Below are 23,642 nucleotides of genomic sequence, written 5' to 3'. Positions count from 1 at the left end.
CACGCCCCAAAGCTGTGAATGATCAAGTTGCAGCTTGATTATTTGGCGTCGTCGCGCAAGATTATTCTCGGATTTTGATTTGGGATGATCATTTTCAACCGGGGGAGTGTTATGGGTTTCATCAAATTTACCAAGAAGACCTCGCTCAGCGCGGAGGACCGCAAGGCGCTGCAAGACCTGCTCAATTTCGAGAAGCAAAAACTCCAGCTCGCACTGAAGGATGTCGACGCCAGCCTTAAGGCTCTGCGCGGGTCCAAGAAGAAGAAGTCCAAGAAGAAGTAAACTCGTCGGTCGGGGACGGCCGTACGAATCTTCGCAGAGCGGCCGCTTGCGTGTCGAGTTTGGGGGCTCGCACAAGCTTGCGCCTGTAAACCGGCCTGCAAATCGACAAGAATTCGCCCGGGTGGACCGCTAGGTACGGTCCTCTCGGCTGATTCTTGCGCAGTTGTTTCTTCCGTCGGCACCGAGGGATTTGGCCTCGCCCGACGCCATGGGCCCAATTGATGGCAGACGACAGAATCGAACTCTTTGTCGGACTGATCGAGAGCATTGACGTGCCGGGCGCGGCGGAGGCGTGCCGACGCCTGCTCTCGGTCGACGAGCGGGCCCGGGCCGATCGCTTCGTGTTCGAGCGGCATCGGCGGCAATACATCTTCGCGCATGCGATGTTGCGCCTGGCGCTGTCACAGGTCGCTTCCAACGTCGCGCCCACCGACTGGTCGTTTGGCGCGGGCCGCTATGGCCGGCCGTTCGTCGCAGCACCAGCCACCTCGACCGCGCTGCATTTCAGCCTGTCGCATGCCGACGGCTGCGTCGCCTGCGTGGTGTCGCGGCATGAGGCCGTCGGGGTCGACGTCGAAACCGTGTCGCGGCGCGTCGCGCCGCTGTCCACCGCGCTTCGCTTCTTTGCGCCGGAAGAGGTCGAAGCCTTGCGCGGACTGCCGGAGGCCGCGGCGATCGAGCGCTTTTTCGATTATTGGACGCTCAAGGAGGCCTATCTGAAGGCCAGGGGCTTTGGGCTCAATCTGCCGCTCGACGCCTTCGCCATGCAGGTGTCACGCGAGGCCATCGAGATCAGCTTCAAGCCCGACATCGTCGACGATCCGGACGCCTGGCGCTTCTCGCTGTGCTCGCCATCGCCCGCGCATCGCCTCGCGATCGCCGACGGCTCCCGCGCGGACGGCGGCCTTCCCATCAGCCGCCATGCCTGGCCCCTCCGCGAAGCGGCTGAGTGAGGCGGCTCGTGTCTGCAAGGCGCGTGCGCCGAGTGGGATGTTTTGAGTCGCGAGCGACGCGGCTTCTTCTCCCTCGCCCCGTTGTTACGGGGACGCGACGAGCTTCGCTCGCGTTGAGTGGTCGGGGTGAGGGACCTCTCTCCGCACAGGGGACCGCCGCGCGACCTGTACCCCCTCACCCGGAATTTGCTGCGCAAATTCCGACCTCTCCCCGCAAGCGGGGAGAGGTAAGCATCACCGCGCTTCTTCGAATCCCGCCAGCACAGAGGTCAGGTTGGCGCCGAGAATGTCCGAGAGATAGCCGCCTTCCTGCACGAGCACGGTCGGCAGGCCCAGCTTCGCGATGGCCTGGCCGATGCGGCGGAAGCCGGGTGTGGTGACGGCCAATCCCTTGAGCGGATCGTGCTCGGAAGCATCGAGGCCGAGTGCGATGACGAGGGCGCCGGGTGCAAAGGATTCGATCGCCTTGCGCGCGATGTCCAGCGCCTGGAGATAGCCGTCATCGCCGGTGCCGATGGGAAGCGGAATGTTGAGGTTGGTGCCGAGGCCGGGTCCTTCGCCGCGCTCATGCGCATAGCCCCATACGTACGGATAATACGCAACGGGGTCGGCATGGATCGAGATCGTGTAGACGTCGGGCCGGGCATAAAAGATGCCTTGCGTGCCGTTGCCGTGATGGACATCGACGTCCAGGATCACGACGCGCTCGTGCTTCTGCCGCAGATGCGCCGCCGCGATCGCGCTGTTGTTGAGGAAGCAGAAGCCGCCGGCCATATCGCGATAGGCGTGATGGCCGGGCGGGCGGCAGAGCGCGTAGACCGCGTCCTCGCCGTCCATCACCATCTGCGCAGCAGTGACCGCAACGTCGGTGGCGGCGCAGGCCGCGGCCCACGTGCCCGGACCGATCGGCGCTGCGGTGTCGGCGGTGTGCCAGCCGAGCTTACCGACGATGTGGGTCGGATAGGTCGCGGCATGGCGCACGGGATGGACATTGCCGATCATCTCCGGGCCGGAATCGCCGAGCGCCGTCCAGGCGTCCCAGGCTTCGCTGAGGAACGACAGGTATTCCGGACTGTGAACGCGTGCGCGCGGACCGGGCCCGAACTTGGTTGGTTCGACCAGTTGATGCCTGCCGTCCTTCAATCCCCTGAGCAGGCGATCGGCGCGCTCGGGCTGCTCTGTGGTGCGCTTGACGACACCACGCACCAAGAAGAATTGCGGGTCGTGGCTGCGGTGCAGCTCGGTATGGACGGCTTTCACTCAAACACTCCGTGGTCGCCTGCTACTGGACGTGCCGCAGAGTCTTGATCGCCACGGCCGCCGGATGCAAGCAAGAAGAATGCCGTCCATCGTCGCGCTGCCCTGCGCGGAAAGCAGAGCGCTTGCGAAGCTCAGCAACCCCCACGCTGGAGGCAGTGCTCGCGGCCCTGCTGGTCGGTGCGGAAGGACTCGATGAAGCCACCCTGGCGCTGGGTGACGAAGACGGTCTTGCCGTCGCTGCCGCCGAAGGCAATGTTGGTCGGCTCCTTGGCCTTCAGCGGGATCTCGCGCTCGACAGCGCCGGTCGGCTTCATCAGCGCGATCGTGCCCTTGAGAATGCGCGCGACGTAGAGGCGGCCGGCAACGTCGGTGCGCAGGCCGTCGATGGTGTCGGGCTGAAACGCCTTGACGAGTTTTGCAGCCGTCAGCTCGTTGCCGCTGATCGCATAGGACCAGATCTGGCCGCTGCTGGATTCGCCCACATAGAGCGTCTTGCCGTCAGGGCTGAGGTCGATGCCGTTGGTGGTGCCCATGGCGCGCGGCGTCGACATCACCTGCCCCCGCACCGTACCGTCCGCTCCCCTGGCGATGCGCCAGATGTGGCCTTCGCGCCCCTTCCAGTTCGGATCGCTCGCGTAGATCGTGCCGTCCGGCGCGATCGTAATGTCGTTGGGCTGGCTCATCTCGCCGGAGTGAAACCACACCGCGGGCTCGGTGGCACCCTTGGGGATGGCGAAGATGTTGTGCTTCTTGTAGTCGGCGATGAACATGGTGCCGCTGCGGTCGAAACGGATCGCGTTGCCGACGCTGCCGTCGGGGAGCGTCGTGAACAGCTCCGAGGCGGCGCCACCCGCGGGCAATTTGCCGATGGTGCCGGGCTTGCCGAGATTGACGACGAACAGATTGCCGTCGAGATCGGCGGCCGGCCCTTCGATGCCGAAGGTGTATTCGCTGGCGGGCGTCACCTGTGCGCTTTCGAACAGTTTTGTTTCGGCACCGGCGGCTGGCAGCGTCGCGACCAGCAGGATGCTACTGCACAGGCACCAGAAGTTCCTGCCGGATGTAATAGCCATCGCCGTCGGTGCACTCGCCGTTCAGATAGGGATCGGCTGGCCGGAAGAATCGGCTAAAGCCGGGTCTGTCTACAGCGCTCCTTTGTGTCACGACGACGACGTTTCCAGCCGGTATTTCGCCGCATTCCTTGTTGGCCTTGCTGAAAAACTTCCGCTGCGGCGGGCCTGGCTTGATCCGCATCCGCGTGCCCGGCACCATTTTGGCGACGAACAGGTCCGCGGTATCGAGCAGGCGCGTGTAACCGGGCTCGGTCTTGGGCAGGCTCTCGCCGCCCGGCGGCATCAGCTTCTCGGCGCCTAGGCCGCGCAGGCGCGTCCGCAGCCTGCCGGCGTCGGGATCGCCAGGGTAGATCCAGCCGTCCTGCGCCAGCATGAAGTGCAGCACCGCCCTGTCCTTCTCCGCATCCGATTGCCCCGCGCTCAGGCCGAAATCCGAATGGCAGCCGACGCAATGTTTCTCGACGAGGCCCTTGCGCAAGGTGGTGAGGCGAACGCTGTTCTGCGCGTCTCTGGCGACGAAGGCTGCGAGCTGGTCGATCATCGCCTGGCTGCGCGTATCGCAGGGGAGAGGCGCAGGCGCTTCGCCAGCAGCGCGATCGATGCGGATCACGGTCTTGTTCTTGTCCTCGACCAGCCAGATCGCGCCGTCCTCGGCCACCGTCATGCCGACCGGCGCACCTTGCGGCCGCGCGCCGTTGACGCGGTGCCAGCCGGCGATCAGCTCTTCGAACGGCGCGGCGGCGACCTCGCCGGCATGGGTCCGGAAACTGCGGGTCGGCTCGGCTGCGCAACTGACGTGATAGCGCACCGGTGCCGCGCTGGGCTTTGGAAAGCCGTGATCGTCGACGTCATAGACCAGCAGCCGGCTGCCGGTCGGCCGATAGCCGTGCAGGCCAACCAAGAGCTTGCCTTCCAGCTCGGGGAATTTCGCGCCGTGGTAATACAACATCGCGAGCGGCGCCCCGTGTGGCGGCAGCAGTGACAACGGCGCCTTGTAGAGCACATTCGCCGAGCAGAACGACTTGTACGTGCCTGATTGCAGCACTAGCCTGAATTCCGGGCTCGGCGTCGACAAATCGTAGCAATAGGGCCAGCCGTAGTGCCTGCCCTGCTCGATCGCGTTGATCTCCTCGTTCGGCTTGAAGATGTCGGGCAGGTCGCGGGCGTTCTCGCCTTGCAGGAAGGCGTAGCCAGCGTCCGGAAACTTCGGGTGCAGCACCAGCGCCATCGAGTTGCGCAGGCCGCGCGCATAGACAATGTGCGGCGGGTCGGGATCGCCAGGTTTCAATGCCGGGAAGACGCCGCCTGCGGGCGGCGTGAACAGCCAGATCGATGCCAGCGCGGACACGCCCTCGGCCGCCGCACAGGGTCTTGTGATCGGCGCAGGCGTGATGCAATCGTCGCTGTGCGAGCCGACATTGACGAACAGCCGGCCGTTCCGGTCGAACACGAACTGCTTGAGCGGATGCGCGCTCTCATCAGTCCTCGTGCCATCCGCCAGCGTGATCCGACGGCCGGGCAAGTGGCGGATGATGGTCTCGACCGTGCTGCGTGGATTGTCCGCGAGCGGGTCGAACCGGAAGATCGTCTCCGCGGTCGAGGCATAAAGCTTTTTGTCCGGGCCGATGACGAGAGCGAACGGATATTCTATCCCCGTCAGCAGCTCCTTGAAGCGTTGCCCCTGCGGGGCACGCGGATCGAGCAGCAGCAGCCGCCCGTCGGTGTGGCCCCAGCCGCCCATATCGGCGACCACCAAAAGGTCGCGGCCGGGCACCTGGACGATCGAGCGCGGAAATTTGAGGCGGTCCCCCTCGCTGGCGACGAGGCCGGCGCAATATCCCGCCTTCATGTCGATCTGGATCCTGGGAAAGGCGAGATCGCCGCTGCCGCAGGCTTCCGCGCCGATCGCGTAGCCGCTCTTTCTGACCGGCTCGGACGAAGCCGGGGCGAAGCCGAGCAGCGCGGCGGCGAAGCCCGCTGCAAGAACGACCGCTGCAGGCAAGCGCAAATTTGGCCGTTCGCGATCGAATGTGAACTGGTTCACCGTGAGCCGCCTTCCCGCGGGCGTTGTTCCATGCCGCCGCGGTGCCGTCCAGTCATCACCCGCCTGTGATTAAACCTGTAACGACCTTGGGTCCGACCAATATCCGTAGATTTCCTTACCGGGCTCGACCCGAATGTTTCGCGAATGCTTGGGGTGGTATCGGTTTGCCGTCCCGATCGCTTTCTACAGGAGGCGCCTATGGTCCAGGTCTATTTTCACTGCTCCAACACCGAGGGCACGCTGATCGACCGCTACGGCGCCGCAGTCGCCAATCTGACCGAGGCGCGCGACCGCGCCGCTCAGATCATGAACTCGATGATCCAGACCCCCGGCGCCGAGGACTGGCGCGACTGGGTGATCCACGTCAGCGGCTCCGACGGCGAGGATCTGTTCGACCTCCCCTTCACCGCCATGCTCGGCAAGCCGCATTGAGGTGATGCCATGTTGCTCGCTTCATTGAGCCTGCTGCGCCAGCCCCTCAGCTTCGTCGCCACCAGATGGCAGACGCTGATCCGCGTCGCAGCCAATCCCTACCGCCCCGAGCTGCACTACATGCGCGGACCCGGCCCGAAATGGCGCGCCAAGTACCAGGCCAGCCGGCTGGATCGCATGCGCTGAGCGCGCGGCCGTAGAAATCGCACTAATCGTCGTCATGGCCGGGCTTGACCCGGCCATTCCACGTTTTGGGGGCTCGGATAGGAAGACGTGGATGCCCGGGACAGCCCGGGCATGACGGTTGGATGAGAAGCATGCCCACCTCACCTCCCGGTAAACTTCGCCTTGCGCTTCTCCACGAACGCATTGCGGCCTTCCATGGCGTCCGCGCTCTTGCGGATCGTGGCCTGAAGCTCGATCTCGCGGCGGAACTGCGCTTCATAGGTCGCATGCTCGCTCTCCTCGACCAGAGCGCGGGTTGCGACCAAAGCGCGCGTCGGTCCTTCGGCGAGGCGGCGCGCCAAACCTAACGCCTCATCCATCAACTTGGCGTCGTCGACGACCTGCCGGACCAGGCCGATCTCCTGGGCGCGTTCCGCCGTCAGCGGCTCATTGAGCAGCATCAGCTCGAGCGCGCGCTGCCGGCCGATCAGCCGCGGCAAGAGCCAGGTCGAGCCGAGATCGGGCACCAGCGCGATGCGGCTGAACACCTGGATGAAGCTCGCCGACCGCGCCGCGACGATGATGTCGCCGGCCATTGCGAGACTGAAGCCGCCGCCGGCCGCGACGCCATTGACGGCAACGACGACAGGCACTCGGCATTCGCGCAAGGCCTTGAAGGCCGGCCAGTAGAAGCGCATCACGCCGGCCGCGATGTCCTCGCCGAGCGCCTCTGAGGCTTTCAAATTCTGTCCTGAGCAAAATCCCCGCCCGGCGCCCGTGAGCACCAGCGCGCGGATGGCCTCGTCCCCCGTCATTTCGCCGACGGCTAGGGCAAGTGCGCCGAGCAGGTCTGGCGTCATCGCGTTGAGGCTGGCCGGCTCGTCGAGCGTCAGGATCCCGACCGCGCCATCCCGCGCCTGTTTCACACCAGCCATGCCGCGCCTCCCTTTCGATGTTCTCGTTGGCGGCAATGTGCCATTGTCCGCGCGCTTCGCCAATCGCAGAGCTTTCAACCTCAGTGCACGACGCAACTGAATCCAGAGATCAAGACGACACCATGCCTCACCAGTTCAGCCTCAACCAGACCGTCCGCAAGCCCGCCGTCACCTCCAAGGGCGGCATCGTCGCCTCGCAATCGCGGCGGGCGGCCGAAGTCGGGGCGCAGGTGCTGGCCGCCGGCGGCGATTGCGTCGACGCGATCGTGGCGACCACGTTTGCCCTCAACGTCCTGGAACCCTGGAACAGCGGCATCGGCGGCGGCGGCGCGATGGTGCTCTACCGCGCCAAGGAAAATCGCTATGAGGTGATCGACTACGGCATGTGCGCGCCGCAAAGCCTGCGCACGGCCGATTATCCGCTCAGCGGCGAAGGCGCGTCGTCCGACCTGTTTCCCTGGCCAAGGGTGAAGGACGATCGCAACATCCACGGCCCCGGCTCGATCGCCGTACCCGGTGTCGTCGCCGGAATGGAAGAGGCGCACCGCCGCTACGCCAAATTGCCGTGGAAGGATCTGGTCGCGCCGGCAGCTCGGCTCGCCGGCGAAGGCCTGCTGGTCGATTGGTGGACGACGGTGACGATCGCGGGCTCGGCCGCCGATCTCAGGCGATACCCCGCGAGCGCGGCCGCGTATCTGAAGGACGGCCTGCCGCCGACCGCGCCGTGGGGCATCAAGGCTGAGACGCGGCTGCCGCAGGATGCCCTGAAGGCGACGCTGTCACATCTTGCGGACGCGGGCGCGCGTGATTTCTATCAGGGCGATCTCGCCAGGAGCATTGCTTCCGACATCAAGGCCGACGGCGGCTCGCTGTCGGTGGAGGATCTCGCAGCCTTCCGCGCCCATCTGCGCGAGCCGCTGGCGATTCCCTATCGCGAAGGCGAGGTGTTCGCGACCCCCGAGCTCACCGCAGGGCCGACGATGGCGCATGCGCTACGGCTGTTGCAGCAGAGCTTGACGCCGGCAGACGCGCCGGATGCCGCCGCCTATGTCGAATATGCGCTCGCCCTGCAGGCCGCCTTCCGTGAGCGTCTCAAGGATATGGGCGATGCCGACGGCAAGCGCTCGCTCGGCGCCGAATATCTCGCGCCGGCCTGCACCACGCATTTCTCGGTGGTCGATCGTCACGGCAACATCGCGGCGGTGACGCAGACGCTGCTCTCGTCGTTCGGTTCGAGATACGTGACACCGCACACCGGCATCACCATGAACAACGGCATCATGTGGTTCGATCCGACGCCTGGTACCACGAACTCGCTCGCACCGGGCAAGCGCTGCCTCTGCAATTACACGCCCGTCATCGCCGAGACGAAGGATGGCAAGCGCCTCGCAATCGGCGCCTCCGGCGGACGCCGCATCCTGCCGTCGGTGATGCAGCTCGTATCCTTCGCGATGGATTACGGCATGGACCTCGACGCCGCCATTCACCAGCCGCGCATCGACGCCAGCGAAGGCGCGGTGGTGATCGGCGATGCGCGGCTGCCGGCGGAGGTGCGCAATGCCCTGGCCGCGCGCTTCGACTATGAAGAGAGCCGGGTGCAGGCGCTGCCGCAGAAATTCGCCTGCCCGAGCGTCGTGATGCGCGAGGGCGAGGTCAATTCCGGCGCGGTCGAGATTTTCCAACCCTGGGCCGATGCGGTGGCGGAGGCTTGACTTCGCTCGACATGCCAGCGCGCGTTGAGCGCCAGCGCAATTACGCATCCAGGCGAGCGTCACGACTCCTCCACATTCGCAGGGAACTTACTCTCCCACCGTTCGTTTACTGAACGGACAAATGCGCTCGCCCCCACCGGAGGACATCATGAAGAAACTTGCGCTCGCCGCCTCGCTGATCATTGCGGCCGGCTTCACATTTACGAGCCCCGCACTGGCGAAGGGTGGGCACGGACATGGACATGGTCATGGCCACAAGATGGGCCATCATCACCATGGCAAGTCGTTCGGCTGGTACCACGGTCGCAAGGTCGGCTGGCGCGGTCACGCGTGCCCGCCCGGACTTTGGAAGCAGGGTCGCTGCTGAGTCGAGCTAGGATTCGAGCAAGGCGTCGCTCCTCACCGAGCGGCGCCTTTTTCATATGCCGAGTCGATCGCGCACACGGCCCGCCATCACCGCAGTCGTCACGCCCACCGGCCAGAACGCGTGCATCGGGATCGGCTTGATGCCCGTGATGGGCATGTCGATCTCGGCCTTGGCGCCGCCGATGAGGCGGCGGGCGAGTTGCGCACCCATAGCGGTCGCAAGCGCAACGCCGCGGCCGTTGCAGCCGAGCGAGATCAGGATGTTCTCCGCGGGCTCGTGCACATGCGGATAATGGTCCGCAGTGATGGCGAGCCGGCTGTTCCAGCCGTGGGTCCAGGCAACGCCCTTGAGCTGCGGCCAGAGTCGCTCCGCATAACGCATGAGATAGGCGACGTCATGCGGCGACCTGATCCAGCGCATCGGGCCGCGCCCGCCCATCAACAGACGGTTCTGCTGATCGATGCGATAGTAGACCGTGATGTGGCCGCTCTCGTAGAGCACCGGACGCGTCGGTATGATCGAACGGGCGACTGCGTCGGAAAGCGGCGCGGTGGCGGCGATCGAGGAAAACACCGGCACGATGGTGCGTCGGAGGGCCGGCCAGAGATCGTCGGTGAAGCCGTTGGTGGCGAGCAGGACCTTGTCGGCATGAACCACCGCCCGCGGCGTCTCGATGCGCCAGCGCGTGCCGTCGCGGCGCAGCGACAATGCCGGCGTCTCGCCATGAACCTTCGCGCCCGCCGACATCGCGGCGCGGGCAAGACCACGGGCGTAGCTCAGGGGATGCAGATCGCCGCCACGTGCATCCAACATCGCGCCGATGTAGCGGTCGGTGCCGGTCATCTCGCGCAACTGCTCGCGGTTCAGATAAGTCACCGGCATGCCGCGGCGGATGCATTGCTGCGCGGTCTTCTCGATCGCAGCGGCGCTGCTCTCATTGTAAGCTGCGCGCAACGTGCCGTTCTGCCGCGCTTCGCACGGGATCTGGTAGCGGCGGATCAGATCGTGTGTGAAGTTGGTCGTGCCGTAGGCGAACGCGATCATGCGGCGGCCGAGCTCGGTGCCGAAATCGGCCTCGATCTTGTCAGGGTCGTGCTTCAGGCCGGGATTGGTGTGGCCGCCATTGTTACCCGACGCGCCCCAGCCCGGCTCCTGCGCCTCCAGCACCAGCGCCTCGACGCCCTGTTCGGCCAGATGCAGCGCGGTGGAAAGGCCGGTGTAGCCGCCGCCGACGATTGCGACCGAGACGCTCTTGTCGACATCGAGCGGCGGCGTGGCAACCGGCGCCACGGCGGTATCGGCATAGAGCGAGGGCGGCAGAGGCAGGCGCGTCATATCGAAACCGGTCAGAGCGGATGCAGCACGCGGCGCAGGAAGTCCTGCGTCCGCGCGTGCTGCGGTTGATTGAGCACCGATTTCGCCGGCCCCTGCTCGACGATGACGCCGCCATCGATGAACAGAACACGATCGGCGACGTCGCGCGCAAAGCCCATCTCGTGAGTGACGACGACCATGGTCATGCCGTCGTCGGCGAGCTTGCGCATGACGCCGAGGACGTCGCCGACCAGCTCGGGGTCGAGCGCCGAGGTCGGCTCGTCGAACAGGATCGCCTTGGGCTGCATGGCGAGCGCCCGCGCGATGGCGACGCGCTGCTGCTGCCCGCCGGAGAGCTGCGGCGGATGCGCATCGGCCTTTTCCGCAAGCCCGACCTGAGCGAGCAGCGCGCGGCCGCGCTCGAGCACCTGGGCGCGCGGCTCCTTCTTCACGAAGAGCGGCCCCTCGATCACGTTCTCCAGCGCTGTCCGATGCGGGAACAGGTTGAAGCGCTGGAACACCATCGAGACCTGGGTGCGGATGTTCACGATCGAGGGCGCGTCGCGATCGACCCTCAAGCCTTCGACGCTGATCTCGCCTCGGTCGTAGCTTTCGAGGCCGTTGATACAGCGCAGGATTGTCGACTTGCCGGAGCCGGAGGGGCCGATGATGCAGACCACCTCACCCTTCTCGACGCTCGCCGTGATGCCCTTGAGCACCTCGACCTTGCCAAAGCTCTTGTGGACGTCGCCCAGCTCGATCATCGCTTGCCGGCCCGCTTCTCGAAGTGACGGACCAAGAGGATCAGCGGAATGCTCATGGTGAGGTACATCAGGGCGACCAGCGTGAACACGCTGGTGTTCTTGAACGTCGAGGACGCGATCAGCTTGCCCTGCAGCGCGAGCTCGGCGACCGTGATGGTCGAGGCTTGCGAGGAATCCTTCAGCATCATGATCATGACGTTGCCGTAGGGCGGCAGCACGATGCGCACGGCCTGCGGCAGCACCACGCGGCGCATGGTGAGCCACCAGCCCATGCCGATCGACTGCGCCGCCTCGATCTGGCCCTTGTCGATGGCCTCGATGCCGGCGCGGAAGTTTTCGGCCTGATAGGCCGAATAGGCGATGCCGAGCCCGAGGATCGCGGCCTGCAGGGCCGTCAGCGTAACGCCGAGATCGGGCATCACGAAGTAGAGGTAGAACAACAGTACGATGATCGGGATGCCGCGGATCACGTTGATCAGGCTGGCGCTGAGCATCGACAGCGCTTTGATGCCGGAGACCCGCATCATCGCCCAGACCAGGCCGAGCACCGTCGACAGCAACAGCGAGCCGATCGTGACGATGATCGTCAGCGCGACGCCGTTCAGCAGGATCGGGAAGAACTCGACGGCGTCGCGCCAGAAGCCTTTCATCGGGCAGCCTTCGATCAGCTTCTATCGATCAACCTTGTGCTTTCAGGCCCCATTTATCGAGGATCTTGTCGATGGTGCCGTTGGCTTTCAGCTTCGCCAGCGAAGCGTTGATCTTGCCGAGCAGTGCGCTCTCGCCCTTGCGCACGCCGATGCCGACCGAGCCGACCGTGACCGGCTTGTAGCCGTCGACCAGGCGCACCTCGGGGAAGCCGCCCTGCTTCAGATTGTAGGCGAGGATCGGATAGTCGGCGTAGCCGGCCTTGAGGCGGCCGGTGTTCACGTCGCGCAGGATGTCCGGGATGGTGTCGTAAGCCTTCACGTCGGAGAACAGGCCGGTCTTCTTCAGCGCGTCGACGAAGGCGGTGCCGACTTGCGCCCCCACCGTCTGGCCCTTCAGATCCTCCTGCGTGGCGTAAGCCTTGGTGTCGGTCTTCGGCACCACGAGGCCCTCGCCGTAGCTGTAGATCGGGTCGGAGAAGTCGATGACCTCCTTGCGCGGCGGCGTGATGAACATCGCTGCCGCAATGATGTCGATCTTGCTCGAAGTCAGCGAGGGGATCAGCGCCGAGAACGCCATCGGCTCGATCTGCACGTTGAAGCCGGCATCCTTGCCGACCTCGGTGATGAGATCGACCATGATGCCCTGGATGGTGTTGGTCTTGGTGTCGAGGAAGGTGAAGGGAATGCCCGTCGGAGTCGAGCCGACCTTCAGAGCCTGTTGCGCCGCTGCCGGCACCGCTGTGGCAATGGCGAGCGCCGCAACTGCGGCCTGAACAAAACGCTTCATCGCATCCCCCTTTTGGGCCTGGCCGGCGGCGGCGCGCGCATGTCGCGATCAAACGTTGCGGGCCGGCCCGTTTCGGCCTATTTTCACCAATATGAAAATTTGGTCATACTTTCGCGGGTGATGCAAGCGGTTTTCATGCAGATGAAAGAAGCGGTTTGACGTGAGCGGTGGCAAAAGAATGCGCAAACCGGCCGCCGCAAAGCCGGCCAGGAACAGGCCGGCCAAGGTGAAAGCCAAAGCCGCTGCCAAGCCGGCCGAGCCGGCGATGGACGTCGCGGTCGGCCGCCGCATCCGGGATCTCAGGCGAGTCAGGCAGTTCTCGCTGGAGACGGTCGCCGCGCGCACGGAGCTGTCGATCGGCTTCCTCAGCCAGATCGAGCGCGGGCTGTCGTCGCCGTCGCTGCGGGTGCTGGCGACGCTCGCCGACGTGCTCGGCGTCGGCATCGCCGCGCTGTTCGGCGCGAGCCCGAGCGCCGACGGCGCATCGGATCAGGTGGTGACGCGCGGAGTGCAGCGGCCCGAATTGAAGCTGTGGCGCACGGGCGTGTCCAAGCAATTGCTGAGCCCCGCGAGCAGCGACAACAAGCTCAATCTGTTTCTGGTGCATCTGGAGGCGGGCGGCTCCACCGGCGATGAGCTCTACACCCACGACGGCGAAGAGGCCGGGCTCGTGCTCGAAGGCGAGATGATGCTGACGGTGGACAGTAAGACGTGGTCGCTGAAGACGGGCGACAGTTTTCGCTTCGCGAGCCGCAGGCCGCACCGGTTTTCCAATCCGGCGCAGGATGCGAAGGCCGTGGTGCTGTGGGTGAATTGCGTGACGGGGGCGGGGTAGCTCTGTTATCAAACCGCGAACACAACTCCATCCCCGTCATTGCGAGCGCAGCGAAGCAATCCAGAGTCTCACCGCGGAGAAAGCCTGGATTGCTTCGTCGCAAGGGCTCCTCGCAATGACGAGGGGACAGAGCCTTAGCCAAACCGGTGCTTGTACCGCTCCACCGACAACGCACTGACGTCGATGTCCGGCTTCTTGCCCGACAGCATGTCAGCGAGCACGCGGCCCGAGCCGCACGACATGGTCCAGCCGAGCGTGCCGTGGCCGGTGTTGAGGTGGAGGTTGGCGTAGTGGGTCCGGCCGATCACGGGCGGGCCGTCCGGCGTCATCGGGCGCAGGCCGCTCCAGAACGTCGCCTTGGACAGGTCGCCGCCGCGCGGGAACAGGTCGGTCAGCGAATGATCGAGCGTGGCGCGGCGTGCGTCGTAGAGCTTGTCCGAATAGCCGGAGATTTCGGCGGTGCCGCCGACGCGGATGCGATTGCCGAGGCGGGTGATCGCGACCTTGTAGCTCTCGTCCATCACGGTGGATTCCGGCGCACCGGAGGCGTCCTTGATCGGCACCGTGATCGAATAGCCCTTCACCGGATAGACCGGCAGCGAAATACCGAGCGGCGCCAGGAGCCGCGACGACCAGCTGCCGAGCGCGAGCACGTAAGCGTCCGCCTGCAGCAGGCCGGCGCTGGTGGCGACACCGCTGACGCGCGCGCCATCGGTGACGATACGGTCGATCGAGGTGTTGAACAGGAAGCGCACGCCGAGCGCCTGGGCGTGCCTCGCCAGCGCCTGCGTGAACATGTGGCAGTCACCGGTCTCGTCCTGCGGCAGGCGAAGCCCGCCGACGAACTTCTCCTTCACGCCCGCCAGTGCCGGCTCGACCGCGATGCAGCCCTCGCGGCTCAGCACCTCGAAGGGAACACCGTACTGCTTGAGCACGGCGATGTCTTCGGCCGTGCCGTCGAGCTGGGCCTGGTAGCGAAACAGCTGCAGCGTGCCCTGCGAGCGCTCGTCATACTGAATGCCGATGTCGCGGCGCAGATCACGCAAGGCATCGCGGCTGTATTCCGCGATCGGGATCATCCGGCTCTTGTTAACTGCGTAGCGCGCGCTGGTGCAGTTGCGCAGCATCTTGAGCAGCCAGACCCACATGACCGGATCGAGCTTCGGCCGGATCACCAGCGGGCCGTGCTTCATCAACAGCCACTTGATCGCCTTGACCGGCACGCCGGGGCCGGCCCAGGGCGAGGAATAGCCGGGCGACACCTCGCCGGCATTGGCGAAGGAGGTCTCCAGTGCCGGCTCCGGCTGGCGGTCGACGACCGTCACCTCATGGCCGGCACGCGCGAGGTAGTAGGCAGAGGTGACACCGATGACACCGCTGCCGAGGATCAGAACTTTCACGCTTCGTCAAACTCCCGCGGCGCTCGCCGCTGCAAGGACACAACTCGCTAGCGGCGAGAGCAATTATCAGGCCACCTTCTTGATGGCGTCGCCGAGGATCGAGATCATCTGGTCGATGTGGCTCTTCTCGACGATGAGCGGGGGCGACATCGCGACGGAATCGCCACCGGTGCGAAGATAGAGGCCGTTGTTGAAGCATTCGACCAGCATGTCGTAGCCGCGCGCGCCGACCACGCCGCCACGCGGTGCGAGTTCGACCGCGCCCATCAGGCCGCAATTGCGGATGTCGACGACGTTCGGCAGACCTTTGAGCGAATGCAGCGCATCGCGCCAGTATTCGGCGAGCGAGGCGCCGCGCGTGAGCAGGCCTTCGTCCTTGTAGATGTCGAGCGTCGCGATGCCCGCGGCGCAGGCGACCGGATGCGCCGAATAGGTGTAGCCGTGGAACAGCTCGATCTGGTTCTCCGGGCCGGTCATCATGCCGTCGTGCACCTTGCGGCTCGCGAACACGGCGCCGCAGGGCACGGTGCCGTTGGTGATGCCCTTGGCCGTGGTCATCAGGTCCGGCGTGACGCCAAAGAAATTGGCGGCGAACGGCGTGCCGAGGCGGCCGAAGCCGGTGATGACCTCGTCGAAGATCAGGAGGATGCCGTGCTTGTCGCAGATCTCGCGCAGGCGCTGCAGATATCCCTTCGGCGGCGGCAACACCGCGGTCGAGCCCGGCACCGGCTCGACGATGACGGCGGCGATCGTTTCCGCGCCGTGCAGGGCGACCAGACGCTCGAGATCGTCGGCGAGCTCGGCGCCGTGCTCGGGCAGGTCCTTGGCGAAGGCGTTGCGGGTGAGATCATGGGTGTGGCGGATATGGTCGACGCCTGGCAGCAGGGTGGTGAAGGCGCGGCGGTTGGCGACCATGCCGCCGACCGAGGTGCCGCCGAAGCCAACGCCGTGATAGCCGCGCTCGCGACCGATCAGGCGGGTGCGGCTGGCCTGGCCGTTGGCGCGGTGATAGGCCAGCGCGATCTTCAGCGCGGTGTCGACCGACTCGGAGCCGGAATTGGTGAAGAAGACGCGGTCGAGGCCCTTTGGGGCGATCTCGGCGAGACGCTCGGCGAAGTCGAAGGCCAGCGGATGGCCCATCTGGAACGACGGCGCGAAGTCCAGCGTCATCAGCTGGCGCTCGACGGCGGCGGCGATCTGCTTGCGGCCGTGGCCGGCATTGACGCACCAGAGCCCGGCGGAGCCGTCGATCACCTGGCGGCCATCGACGCTGGTGTAGTACATGCCCTCGGCCGAGGAGAACAGGCGCGGCGACTTCTTGAATTGCCGATTGGCCGTGAACGGCATCCAGTACGAATCGGTCTTAATGGTGTTCGGAATCTGATGAAGGGTCACGGCCGCGCTCCTTTGCTGACCCCATAGCTGAGCCATGGCTTGGATGGCGCAACAAGTCCTTTTCTGGCGACCTGCAAGCCATTGATTTAACTGGGGCTGCCGGTCCATATTTGCGCGATCCGCAACACCTGCAACACGGGACCAGGGCATGAGCGTCGACATCGGTGGACGGCTGCGATTCATCCGGGCGCGCCACAAGCTGTCGCAGCGCGAGCTGGCCAAGCGCGCCGGCGTCACCAATTCGACGATCTCGCTGATCGAATCCAACCAGATGAACCCCTCGGTCGGCGCGCTCAAGCGCATCCTCGACGGCATCCCGATGGGGCTCGCCGAGTTCTTCGCGCTGGAGCCGGAGTCCAGGCGCAAGATCTTCTACCGCGCCGAGGAGCTCACCGAAGTCGGCAAGAAGCCGATCTCATACCGGCAGGTCGGCGACAATCTGTTCGGCCGCAGCCTGCAGATCCTGAAGGAGCGCTACGAGCCCGGCAGCGACACCGGGCGCGTGCATCTCGTCCATGACGGCGAGGAAGGCGGCATCGTGATTTCGGGCAAGCTCGAGGTCACCGTCGAGGACGAGCGCCGCATCCTCAATCCCGGCGATGCCTATTATTTCGAGAGCCGCCGCCCGCATCGCTTCCGCTGCGTCGGCGGCAAACCGTGCGAGGTGATCTCGGCCTGCACGCCGCCGACGTTCTGACGGTCCCTCCGCAATCGTACGGAGCCGAGGATCTAGCGGATATTGAGCCACCGCAATTTCCGTGAACCGCAGCTTGATATGTTGGGAGCCGTAGCCGAGCAGCCTCGCGCAAAGGTGCTGAGGTTATGGCCCCGGACTCCTAGGCACTCCGGGGCCGCCTGTTTCGGAAGAGCTAGAGCTACGTCAGCAGTTCCTCGATCCGGATCGGAAAGTTGCGGACGCGCACGCCGGTGGCGTGCCAGACCGCGTTGGCGACCGCGCCGGCGCTGCCGGTGATGCCGATCTCGCCGACACCCTTGATGCCGAGCGCATTCACGTGCGGATCGTGCTCCTCGACCGTGATGACGTCGAGCGGCGGCACGTCGGCGTTCACGGGGATGTGGTACTCGCCGAGATTGGCATTCATGATCCGTCCGCTGCGCCGGTCTGTGATCGCCGCCTCGTGCAGCGCGAAGGAAAGGCCCCAGATCATGCCGCCGAACAACTGGCTCTGCACCATGCGCGGATTGACGATGCGCCCGGCGGCGAAGGCGCCGATCATGCGGGTGAGGCGAACCTGGCCGAGCTCGGGATCGACCTTCACCTCGGCGAACACCGCGCCATGGGCATGCATCGCATATTGCTCCATCGCCGCAGGGTTCGGCGCGCCGGTGCCGCGCGCCTCCACTTCGGCAACGCCCGCGCGCGCCAGAATCTCGGCATAGCTCTCGCTGCGGCTCTCATCGTCGCGGCGGATCAGCCTGCCGTCGCGCGCGATCACGCCGGCATTGCCGGCGCCGAACAGCGGCGAGCGCTCGTCGCTGGTGGCGAGATCGGCGAGCTTTCCGATCACGGCGGCACCGGCGCTGTGGATCGCAGCGCCTGCGGTTGCCGTGTGCGCCGAGCCGCCGGCGATGCCGGCATCGGGCAGGTCGGACGTGCCGGACCTGAAGTCGAGGCGGTCGATGTCGAGACCGACGGAATCGGCCGCGATCTGCGCCAGCGCCGTCCAGGCGCCCTGCCCCATGTCATGCGCGCCGATCTCCATCACGCCGGAGCCGTCGCGGCGGATCGCCGCGCGCGCCTCGGCCTGGAACATCAGCGCCGGGAAGGTCGCCGTACCCATGCCCCAGCCGACCAGAAGGCCGGCATCGTCGCGCATCTGCCGCGGCTGCAGCGGACGCTTGGCCCAGCCGAAGCGCGCGGCGCCCTGCTCGTAGCAGGCGCGCAGCGCCTTGGAGGAGAACGGCCGCCCCGTCATCGGCTCGACCTCGGCGTAGTTCTTCAGGCGGAAAGCGAGCGGATCCATGCCGCAGGCCCAGGCCGTCTCGTCGATCGCGCTCTCGAGCGCGATCGAGCCGGTCGCCTCGCCCGGCGCGCGCATGAACAGCGGCGTGCCGGTGTTGACGCGCACGGCATCGTGCGAGGTGCGGATCGCGGGCGCCGCGTAGAGCGTGTGCGAGGCATCGGCGGCGGGCTCGTAGAAATCGTCGAAGGTGCTCGACACGGTTCGTGCGTGATGATCGAGCGCAGTCAGGCGTCCCTCTCCGTCGGCGCCGAGGCGCAGGCGCTGGCGGGTCGGCGCACGGTGGCCGACCGGGCCATACATCTGCTCGCGGCGCAGCACAAGCTTGACTGGCCTGTCGACCAGCTTCGCAGCCATCACGCCAAGGATCTGCGGCCCGGTCAGGAAGCCCTTCGAACCGAAACCGCCGCCGAGGAATGGGCTGCGGATGTGAATCTTCTCCGGCACGAGGCCGAACAACTCGGCAACGCGGCCGCGAGCCATCACCATGGCCTGGCTCGGCGTGTCGAGGAAGAGCTTGTCACCCTCCCAGCGCGCCACGATCGCGTGCGGCTCCATCGCATTGTGATATTGCGGCGGCGTCTCGTAGATCGCCTCGATCTGCTTCTCGGCCGCGGCGAGGCCCGCCTCGACATCGCCGCGATGGCTTTCCGTGGGATTGCCGACGCCGACGACCGGCGGCACGAAGCTTTCGCCGGCATCGAGGCCGACCAGCGCAGGCTGCACCTCGTAACGTGGGGCCAGCAGCGCGGCGCCTTCCGTCGCGGCCTCCAGCGTCTCGGCGATCACGACCGCAATCGCCTGATTGGCGTAGCGGACCTCATTGCTCTGCAACACCTCCATCCGGAATACGAACGGATTGGTCTTGAGGTCGGGGTCGATCGCGAGCGCTGGCTTGTGATCGGGCGTCATGACGTCGACGACGCCGGGATGGCGTTTTGCGGCAGCGACATCGAGCGAGACCACACGGCCCCGCGCAATGCTCGAGACGGCCATCACGGCAAACAGCATGCCGGGCGGATGATTGTCCGCAGCATAGCTCGCCTGCCCCGTCACCTTGAGGATGCCGTCGCGGCGGGTCAGCGGCTGGCCGATATTCGAGCCGTGCCTGAGATGTGCGGGCGCACTGGTCAAATTGAGCTCAGACATGGACGGCTCCGGAGGTCGAGGCGAAGGGAGAGGCCGGCAGCGCGGGGATCCGCGCAGGCGTCCCGGCGGCGGCCAAGGTCAGCGCGCGCACGACGATGCGGCGCGCGAGCTCGATCTTGAAGGCGTTGTCGCCGGACGGTTTTGCGCCCTCGAGCGCACGCCGGGCCGCCTCCTGGAACGCGTCCGCCGTCGGCGCAACGCCCTTGAGGACGTCTTCCGCTGCGCGAACGCGCCAAGGCTTCGCGGCGACGCCGCCGAGCGCGAGCCGCGCCTGTGCGATTCTGCCGTTCTCGATCCGCAGCGCAGCCGCCGCCGAGACGACAGCAAAGGCGTAGGAGGTACGCTCGCGCACCTTGAGGTAACGCGCATGCGCGGCAAAGCCGCGTGCGGCAGGCGGCAGGCGCACCGCGACGATGAGATCGCCGGGCTCGAGCACGGTCTCGCGCTCGGGCGCATCGCCCGGCAGGCGGTGCAGCTCGTCGAGCGCGACCTCGCGCCGGCCGCCCCTGCCCTCGATCTCGACGATGGCATCAAGCGCGACCAGCGGCACGCAGAAGTCGGAAGGGTGCGTGGCGATACAGCTCTCGCTCCAGCCGAGCACGGCATGGCCGCGGTTCTCGCCGTGAAGTGCGTCGCAGCCGGAGCCAGGCGCGCGCTTGTTGCAGCGGCTGGCGGTGTCGTAGAAATACGCGCAGCGCGTCCGTTGCAACAGATTGCCGCCGACGGTGGCGGCATTGCGCAATTGAGCCGACGCTCCCGAGAGCAGCGCTTCGGCCACCGCCGGATAGGATCGCGCGAAGTCCGCATCATGGGCGAGGTCGGCATTGCGCACCAGCGCGCCGATGCGCAAAGACCCGTCCGCGAGATTCTCGATTCCGTCGAGCCCATCGAGACGCGTGACGTCGACCAGCCGGTCCGGACGGCTGACGCCGCCCTTCATCAGGTCGAGCAGGTTGGTGCCGCCGGCAAGAAAGACCGCGCCCGGCTGGGCCGCGGCAGCAACGGCTTCAGTGACCGTGGCCGGCCTGACATAGTCGAACGGTTTCATGCGGAGCGCCTCTGATTGGTTTCGTCCATTTGTCCTTGCGCGTCCAGCACGGCATCGACGATGCCGACGTAAGCGCCGCAGCGGCACAGATTGCCGCTCATGCATTCGCGGACGCGCTCGGGAGCGTTGCCGGCCTGGCCTTCTCTGATCATGCCGATCGCGCTCATGATCTGGCCCGGCGTGCAGAAGCCGCATTGAAAGCCGTCATGTGCGATGAAGGCGGCCTGCACGGGATGCAACTGGTCGCCGCGCGCGAGGCCTTCGATGGTGAGGATGTCGGCCCCGTCATGGCTGATGGCGAGCGCGAGGCAAGAATTGATGCGCTTGCCGTCGACCAGGATGGTGCAGGCGCCGCATTGGCCGCGGTCGCACCCCTTCTTGGTTCCGGTCAGATGAAGGCGCTCACGCAGGAGATCGAGCAGCGTGACGCGCGGATCGTCGAGGACGAAATCGCGCCGCGCACCGTTCACGGTGAGGCTGATGGAGTGGTTCATACAAGGCTCCGATCAGATTTGGACATGAGTCATCGCGCAGCGCGCCATCGCCGTGGCCGCCGTCGAATAGCGCCGGCCGAACACGATGCGGCCGACGCTCGATCGAAGATACGGAGGCAGCCTCCGCTTAACAAGGCCGGTGCGGAAAAACTGGAATTCGTCAAAAGCCCGTGCGTCACCAACGCGATAAGGCGACCAATGGGTTCAATCTAACCAATTCGTGATCTACATTGCGCGCCATGGACGACCACACCGATCAGACCCGAAAGCCCCGCGCCGACGCCGTGCGCAATCGCGAGCGCGTGCTCGAAGCGGCGAAGCTGGTGTTCAGCGCCGGCGGTTCGGAGGCGAGCTTGGAAGCGGTGGCGAAGCGGGCCGGCGTCGGCATCGGCACGCTGTATCGGCATTTTCCGACGCGCGAGGCCTTGTTCGAGGCGGTGTACCGCCGCGAGGTCGAGCAGCTCAGCGAGCTGGCCGAGCAGTTGAAGAATGCCAAGGATCCGGTCGAGGCGCTGCGGCGCTGGCTGCGCTCAGGGGTCGAGTTTGTTGCGACCAAGAAGGGGATGATGGAAGCGCTGGCGCTCGCAGTGCAGAGCGGGTCGGAGCTGCATGCCTTCTCCTTCGAGCGTCTGACCAAGGCGATCGGCTCGCTGCTGGACCGGGCGGTCGCAGCCGGCGAGATGCGCGCCGACATCAGCCCGGAGGATCTGCTGCGCGCCTTCTTCGGCATGTGCTACGTTCACGACCAGCCCGGCTGGCAAGCGACGGCGCTGCGCCTGCTCGACGTGTTCGTCGACGGCTTGCGCGTGCGGCCTCCCAGCAAGGCCCGCTCGTCGATGACGACAAAGCCTGCGACGAAGCGAAAGCGCTAGGCTGGAGCTTGCCGATGGGAGCCGCTGACCCCGAGCGGACTTCGCTAAACATGGAACTGTTGTCACCTAATCCGATTCAAAGGATCATTTGATACATCGCTTCGACTTGCGACATGGCAGGTTCAGGCATGGCGCCAGTTCTCAATTTGCCCCGGCTCACCAATTCGCTCAGACAGGATCGTCTGGCGCTTCAACGTGCCCGCGAGGTCGTGGCGGAGGCGACCGAGGTGCTTCAACGCTGTCCAAAGCCGGATACGTTTCTAGGCCGTAAGACTCAAGAGCCGTTTCCGAATGAGGACGAAACAAAGTTGACCAGGGTGGCGCAGCGTTCAAGCCGCGAGCCGTTTCCAAGAACGTAAAGGCTTCATTAACACACCTGAATGCACTTCCGGGCCGTGGCAGGCATATCGGCCTCATCGGAAAACCGGATTAGACAATGCTGGCCAGACCAGATGCTAGAGCGAGCCGATGGACGCGAAAAGCTTGCTGATCTAACGCGCGACAACGTGGTGGCCCATAGCCTGCGCGAAGCCGCCCGGCAATGGCGAGCCATGGCCGTGCAGCAGGACTTGCTGGAGCGCGAACCGACCTGTCGCAGATCCGTAACCGCTCTGATTAGAGCAACTTCAAAGGATTGCTGCGCCGAGTTTGCTGAGATAACTTGCCTGTCATCACCGGCCAAGGCCGTGCCGTAGGCGTCGGTGGCTGAGAGACCAATCGTGCTCCCGCCTGCATCTATGCATGGGAGCGACAAATGGATCGCGCCATGGCGCTTCGCCATCTGGCGGAAGCCGAAGAGCACATTTCACTGGCCGACCGACACCTTTCCGAGCAGGAGGTTCGAATTGCGGACCTTGAGCTTTCGGGGCACGACACGAGCTTGGCTCGCGCTATCGGCGAAACATTTCGGCTGACACTGGCGCGGCACCTCGCGCACCGCGATCACATTTTGAGAGAGCTGATACCGTAGCTCTCGGCCCGTGCTTTCGAACATCCCGTCGATCAAAACGCCAACTATGGCGCAGTATGATCTCGCCATCGGCACTAAACAGGGTAGCGCCATTTCAACGCGACGCAGGAATCAGCTTCTGGCCGATCGGCGACTTGCACGACCTCTGATGTTTGTGCCGCCGTCAGTTCAGCTGTCCTGACGCGCCGCTGGCGTTATAGGCCACCTCGCCCTTCCCAGTAGGTTGGCGTTCCATAATACCGGTGAGTTCGCGTTTCCCAGTCTCGATCTTCCCAGGAGTCATCGCTGAACTCAGGCGCATCCCTCAGCTGTTGCTCGGTGATATTGGTTCGAAAGCCGGCAAGCGACGTGTCATATGTCAGAGCGCCCCAGGGAATGGGGTAGTGGCTGTGACCCAAGCCCACAAATCCACCAAAGCTCATGACCGCATAAGCCACGCGGCCTGACACCTTGTCGATGATGAGGTGATCAATCTCGCCGATATTCGTCCCATCTGCTCCATAGACCTCGGTACCCTCAATGTCCTCGCTTGAGATGCAGTGATGATCCGGATGGGCTGTTGCACGGGCCATGACTTTGCTCCCTGATAGGTGGTTTTGCCGGCTTAACTCGGCCATCGCGGAGCCGTTCCTGGCAAACTAAGGAGAACATGTCGCAGCTGCCTGCTCTTTGTGTCGCTGTCCCGGATGAGTGGGCATCTGGAGCATCCAAGCCCAGCGCGTGATTTCTGAGTGCACGCCCTGGCGCCGCAGATGTGCT

General features: G+C 65.4%; 25 protein-coding genes. 10 read left to right on the top strand and 15 right to left on the bottom strand.

The features are described 5' to 3' along the window. Positions 1 to 111: 111 nt before the first annotated feature. Both I6F33_RS27540 and I6F33_RS27535 read left to right on the top strand, forming a co-directional pair. Entirely contained in the window at positions 112 to 282 is a 171-nt protein-coding gene (locus I6F33_RS27540; protein ID WP_167361674.1) for a hypothetical protein, read from the top strand. A gap of 221 nt (positions 283 to 503) precedes the next feature. Beyond that, entirely contained in the window at positions 504 to 1,235 is a 732-nt protein-coding gene (locus tag I6F33_RS27535) for a 4'-phosphopantetheinyl transferase superfamily protein (RefSeq protein ID WP_036011772.1), read from the top strand. Between the two features lie 234 nt (positions 1,236 to 1,469). Here I6F33_RS27535 and I6F33_RS27530 read toward each other — a convergent pair whose 3' ends face one another. The 3 genes from I6F33_RS27530 to I6F33_RS27520 form a co-directional block, all read right to left on the bottom strand. Then, the gene (locus tag I6F33_RS27530; protein ID WP_036011774.1) at positions 1,470 to 2,495 is read right to left on the bottom strand and encodes a histone deacetylase family protein; all 1,026 of its coding nucleotides are present in this window, start codon (positions 2,493 to 2,495) and stop codon (positions 1,470 to 1,472) included. Between the two features lie 131 nt (positions 2,496 to 2,626). Beyond that, positions 2,627 to 3,568 carry an SMP-30/gluconolactonase/LRE family protein gene (locus tag I6F33_RS27525; protein WP_225144680.1) on the bottom strand — a complete coding sequence of 314 codons (942 nt, stop codon included), beginning with the start codon at positions 3,566 to 3,568 and terminating at the stop codon, positions 2,627 to 2,629. After that, positions 3,525 to 5,612, bottom strand: coding sequence for a PQQ-dependent sugar dehydrogenase (locus I6F33_RS27520; RefSeq protein ID WP_225144679.1), 2,088 nt, complete (start codon positions 5,610 to 5,612; stop codon positions 3,525 to 3,527). Before I6F33_RS27520 ends, I6F33_RS27525 begins: the two co-directional genes overlap by 44 nt. 198 nt (positions 5,613 to 5,810) lie before the next feature. Between I6F33_RS27520 and I6F33_RS27515 the strand changes: the two genes are divergently transcribed. Both I6F33_RS27515 and I6F33_RS27510 read left to right on the top strand, forming a co-directional pair. After that, positions 5,811 to 6,044, top strand: coding sequence for a hypothetical protein (locus I6F33_RS27515; protein ID WP_036011788.1), 234 nt, complete (start codon positions 5,811 to 5,813; stop codon positions 6,042 to 6,044). Between the two features lie 9 nt (positions 6,045 to 6,053). Further along, on the top strand, positions 6,054 to 6,230 hold the full coding sequence (locus I6F33_RS27510) for a hypothetical protein (protein WP_172788150.1): 177 nt from the start codon (positions 6,054 to 6,056) through the stop codon (positions 6,228 to 6,230). A 140-nt stretch (positions 6,231 to 6,370) separates the two neighbouring features. On the opposite strand, the gene I6F33_RS27505 is transcribed toward I6F33_RS27510, so the two are convergent. Beyond that, positions 6,371 to 7,144 (bottom strand): enoyl-CoA hydratase-related protein, encoded by a 774-nt coding sequence (locus tag I6F33_RS27505; RefSeq protein WP_109145186.1) that lies wholly within the window; start codon positions 7,142 to 7,144, stop codon positions 6,371 to 6,373. Between the two features lie 122 nt (positions 7,145 to 7,266). Here I6F33_RS27505 and I6F33_RS27500 point away from each other — a divergent pair, with 122 nt between their 5' ends. Together I6F33_RS27500 and I6F33_RS27495 are read left to right on the top strand one after the other, a co-directional pair. After that, a complete protein-coding gene (locus I6F33_RS27500; RefSeq protein ID WP_225144678.1) occupies positions 7,267 to 8,856 on the top strand; it encodes a gamma-glutamyltransferase family protein in 1,590 nt (529 codons plus the stop codon). 148 nt (positions 8,857 to 9,004) lie between these two features. Continuing rightward, positions 9,005 to 9,223 (top strand): hypothetical protein, encoded by a 219-nt coding sequence (locus tag I6F33_RS27495; protein ID WP_081494583.1) that lies wholly within the window; start codon positions 9,005 to 9,007, stop codon positions 9,221 to 9,223. Positions 9,224 to 9,274: 51 nt separating this feature from the next. On the opposite strand, the gene I6F33_RS27490 is transcribed toward I6F33_RS27495, so the two are convergent. The 5 genes from I6F33_RS27490 to I6F33_RS27470 are packed head-to-tail and all read right to left on the bottom strand — an operon-like array spanning position 9,275 to position 13,029. Beyond that, entirely contained in the window at positions 9,275 to 10,558 is a 1,284-nt protein-coding gene (locus tag I6F33_RS27490; RefSeq protein WP_225144677.1) for an FAD-binding oxidoreductase, read from the bottom strand. An 11-nt stretch (positions 10,559 to 10,569) separates the two neighbouring features. Further along, positions 10,570 to 11,301: an amino acid ABC transporter ATP-binding protein gene (locus tag I6F33_RS27485; protein ID WP_225144676.1), complete on the bottom strand. Its 732-nt coding sequence runs from the start codon at positions 11,299 to 11,301 to the stop codon at positions 10,570 to 10,572. Next, positions 11,298 to 11,951, bottom strand: a complete 654-nt coding sequence (locus I6F33_RS27480) for an amino acid ABC transporter permease (RefSeq protein WP_036035952.1) — start codon at positions 11,949 to 11,951, stop codon at positions 11,298 to 11,300. Before I6F33_RS27480 ends, I6F33_RS27485 begins: the two co-directional genes overlap by 4 nt. Positions 11,952 to 11,979: 28 nt before the next feature. Next, positions 11,980 to 12,738 carry an ABC transporter substrate-binding protein gene (locus tag I6F33_RS27475; protein WP_225144675.1) on the bottom strand — a complete coding sequence of 253 codons (759 nt, stop codon included), beginning with the start codon at positions 12,736 to 12,738 and terminating at the stop codon, positions 11,980 to 11,982. 48 nt (positions 12,739 to 12,786) lie between these two features. Further along, complete coding sequence (locus I6F33_RS27470; protein WP_225144790.1) at positions 12,787 to 13,029, bottom strand: hypothetical protein; 243 nt, start codon at positions 13,027 to 13,029, stop codon at positions 12,787 to 12,789. Here I6F33_RS27470 and I6F33_RS27465 point away from each other — a divergent pair. Then, positions 12,917 to 13,573, top strand: coding sequence for a helix-turn-helix domain-containing protein (locus I6F33_RS27465; protein WP_225144674.1), 657 nt, complete (start codon positions 12,917 to 12,919; stop codon positions 13,571 to 13,573). The two genes, I6F33_RS27470 and I6F33_RS27465, sit on opposite strands and share 113 nt — an antisense overlap. A 134-nt stretch (positions 13,574 to 13,707) precedes the next feature. Here the strand turns inward: I6F33_RS27465 and I6F33_RS27460 are convergent, their stop codons facing one another. After that, positions 13,708 to 14,973 carry a D-amino acid dehydrogenase gene (locus tag I6F33_RS27460; RefSeq protein ID WP_225144673.1) on the bottom strand — a complete coding sequence of 422 codons (1,266 nt, stop codon included), beginning with the start codon at positions 14,971 to 14,973 and terminating at the stop codon, positions 13,708 to 13,710. A gap of 66 nt (positions 14,974 to 15,039) precedes the next feature. Further along, the gene (locus I6F33_RS27455; protein ID WP_225144672.1) at positions 15,040 to 16,368 is read right to left on the bottom strand and encodes an aspartate aminotransferase family protein; all 1,329 of its coding nucleotides are present in this window, start codon (positions 16,366 to 16,368) and stop codon (positions 15,040 to 15,042) included. Positions 16,369 to 16,516: 148 nt separating this feature from the next. Here I6F33_RS27455 and I6F33_RS27450 point away from each other — a divergent pair, with 148 nt between their 5' ends. Next, positions 16,517 to 17,065, top strand: a complete 549-nt coding sequence (locus I6F33_RS27450) for a cupin domain-containing protein (RefSeq protein WP_018646206.1) — start codon at positions 16,517 to 16,519, stop codon at positions 17,063 to 17,065. 178 nt (positions 17,066 to 17,243) lie between these two features. Here I6F33_RS27450 and I6F33_RS27445 read toward each other — a convergent pair whose 3' ends face one another. From I6F33_RS27445 to I6F33_RS27435, 3 genes are read right to left on the bottom strand one after another with little or no spacing between them, the layout of a single operon-like run. Next, positions 17,244 to 19,499, bottom strand: coding sequence for a xanthine dehydrogenase family protein molybdopterin-binding subunit (locus I6F33_RS27445; protein ID WP_225144671.1), 2,256 nt, complete (start codon positions 19,497 to 19,499; stop codon positions 17,244 to 17,246). After that, positions 19,492 to 20,547 carry a xanthine dehydrogenase family protein subunit M gene (locus I6F33_RS27440; RefSeq protein ID WP_225144670.1) on the bottom strand — a complete coding sequence of 352 codons (1,056 nt, stop codon included), beginning with the start codon at positions 20,545 to 20,547 and terminating at the stop codon, positions 19,492 to 19,494. The genes I6F33_RS27445 and I6F33_RS27440 overlap by 8 nt, the downstream gene beginning before the upstream one ends. Continuing rightward, on the bottom strand, positions 20,544 to 21,041 hold the full coding sequence (locus I6F33_RS27435; RefSeq protein WP_225144669.1) for a (2Fe-2S)-binding protein: 498 nt from the start codon (positions 21,039 to 21,041) through the stop codon (positions 20,544 to 20,546). Before I6F33_RS27435 ends, I6F33_RS27440 begins: the two co-directional genes overlap by 4 nt. A gap of 239 nt (positions 21,042 to 21,280) precedes the next feature. Here I6F33_RS27435 and I6F33_RS27430 point away from each other — a divergent pair, with 239 nt between their 5' ends. Both I6F33_RS27430 and I6F33_RS27425 read left to right on the top strand, forming a co-directional pair. Then, positions 21,281 to 21,913: a TetR/AcrR family transcriptional regulator gene (locus I6F33_RS27430; RefSeq protein ID WP_225144668.1), complete on the top strand. Its 633-nt coding sequence runs from the start codon at positions 21,281 to 21,283 to the stop codon at positions 21,911 to 21,913. Between the two features lie 754 nt (positions 21,914 to 22,667). After that, the gene (locus I6F33_RS27425) at positions 22,668 to 22,883 is read left to right on the top strand and encodes a hypothetical protein (protein WP_036011828.1); all 216 of its coding nucleotides are present in this window, start codon (positions 22,668 to 22,670) and stop codon (positions 22,881 to 22,883) included. A gap of 194 nt (positions 22,884 to 23,077) precedes the next feature. On the opposite strand, the gene I6F33_RS27420 is transcribed toward I6F33_RS27425, so the two are convergent. Next, complete coding sequence (locus tag I6F33_RS27420; protein WP_051057095.1) at positions 23,078 to 23,455, bottom strand: PRC-barrel domain-containing protein; 378 nt, start codon at positions 23,453 to 23,455, stop codon at positions 23,078 to 23,080. Positions 23,456 to 23,642 lie beyond the last annotated feature (187 nt).

Origin of the sequence: Bradyrhizobium sp. BRP20, assembly GCF_020194215.1 — a bacterium.
GTDB classification, from domain to species: domain Bacteria; phylum Pseudomonadota; class Alphaproteobacteria; order Rhizobiales; family Xanthobacteraceae; genus Bradyrhizobium; species Bradyrhizobium yuanmingense.
This window is presented reverse-complemented; position numbering and strand designations above follow the sequence as displayed.

Coding starts and splice junctions, on each gene's coding strand:
- I6F33_RS27485 (WP_225144676.1), bottom strand. CDS start 11,301: ATGATCGAGCTGGGCGACGTCCACAAGAGCTTTGGCAAGGTCGAGGTG.
- I6F33_RS27500 (WP_225144678.1), top strand. CDS start 7,267: ATGCCTCACCAGTTCAGCCTCAACCAGACCGTCCGCAAGCCCGCCGTC.
- I6F33_RS27470 (WP_225144790.1), bottom strand. CDS start 13,029: ATGCGGCGGCCGACCGCGACGTCCATCGCCGGCTCGGCCGGCTTGGCA.
- I6F33_RS27440 (WP_225144670.1), bottom strand. CDS start 20,547: ATGAAACCGTTCGACTATGTCAGGCCGGCCACGGTCACTGAAGCCGTT.
- I6F33_RS27445 (WP_225144671.1), bottom strand. CDS start 19,499: ATGTCTGAGCTCAATTTGACCAGTGCGCCCGCACATCTCAGGCACGGC.
- I6F33_RS27435 (WP_225144669.1), bottom strand. CDS start 21,041: ATGAACCACTCCATCAGCCTCACCGTGAACGGTGCGCGGCGCGATTTC.
- I6F33_RS27540 (WP_167361674.1), top strand. CDS start 112: ATGGGTTTCATCAAATTTACCAAGAAGACCTCGCTCAGCGCGGAGGAC.
- I6F33_RS27535 (WP_036011772.1), top strand. CDS start 504: ATGGCAGACGACAGAATCGAACTCTTTGTCGGACTGATCGAGAGCATT.
- I6F33_RS27525 (WP_225144680.1), bottom strand. CDS start 3,568: ATGGCTATTACATCCGGCAGGAACTTCTGGTGCCTGTGCAGTAGCATC.
- I6F33_RS27490 (WP_225144677.1), bottom strand. CDS start 10,558: ATGACGCGCCTGCCTCTGCCGCCCTCGCTCTATGCCGATACCGCCGTG.
- I6F33_RS27430 (WP_225144668.1), top strand. CDS start 21,281: ATGGACGACCACACCGATCAGACCCGAAAGCCCCGCGCCGACGCCGTG.
- I6F33_RS27480 (WP_036035952.1), bottom strand. CDS start 11,951: ATGAAAGGCTTCTGGCGCGACGCCGTCGAGTTCTTCCCGATCCTGCTG.
- I6F33_RS27505 (WP_109145186.1), bottom strand. CDS start 7,144: ATGGCTGGTGTGAAACAGGCGCGGGATGGCGCGGTCGGGATCCTGACG.
- I6F33_RS27420 (WP_051057095.1), bottom strand. CDS start 23,455: ATGGCCCGTGCAACAGCCCATCCGGATCATCACTGCATCTCAAGCGAG.
- I6F33_RS27495 (WP_081494583.1), top strand. CDS start 9,005: ATGAAGAAACTTGCGCTCGCCGCCTCGCTGATCATTGCGGCCGGCTTC.
- I6F33_RS27515 (WP_036011788.1), top strand. CDS start 5,811: ATGGTCCAGGTCTATTTTCACTGCTCCAACACCGAGGGCACGCTGATC.
- I6F33_RS27450 (WP_018646206.1), top strand. CDS start 16,517: ATGAGCGTCGACATCGGTGGACGGCTGCGATTCATCCGGGCGCGCCAC.
- I6F33_RS27475 (WP_225144675.1), bottom strand. CDS start 12,738: ATGAAGCGTTTTGTTCAGGCCGCAGTTGCGGCGCTCGCCATTGCCACA.
- I6F33_RS27465 (WP_225144674.1), top strand. CDS start 12,917: ATGCGCAAACCGGCCGCCGCAAAGCCGGCCAGGAACAGGCCGGCCAAG.
- I6F33_RS27425 (WP_036011828.1), top strand. CDS start 22,668: ATGGATCGCGCCATGGCGCTTCGCCATCTGGCGGAAGCCGAAGAGCAC.
- I6F33_RS27510 (WP_172788150.1), top strand. CDS start 6,054: ATGTTGCTCGCTTCATTGAGCCTGCTGCGCCAGCCCCTCAGCTTCGTC.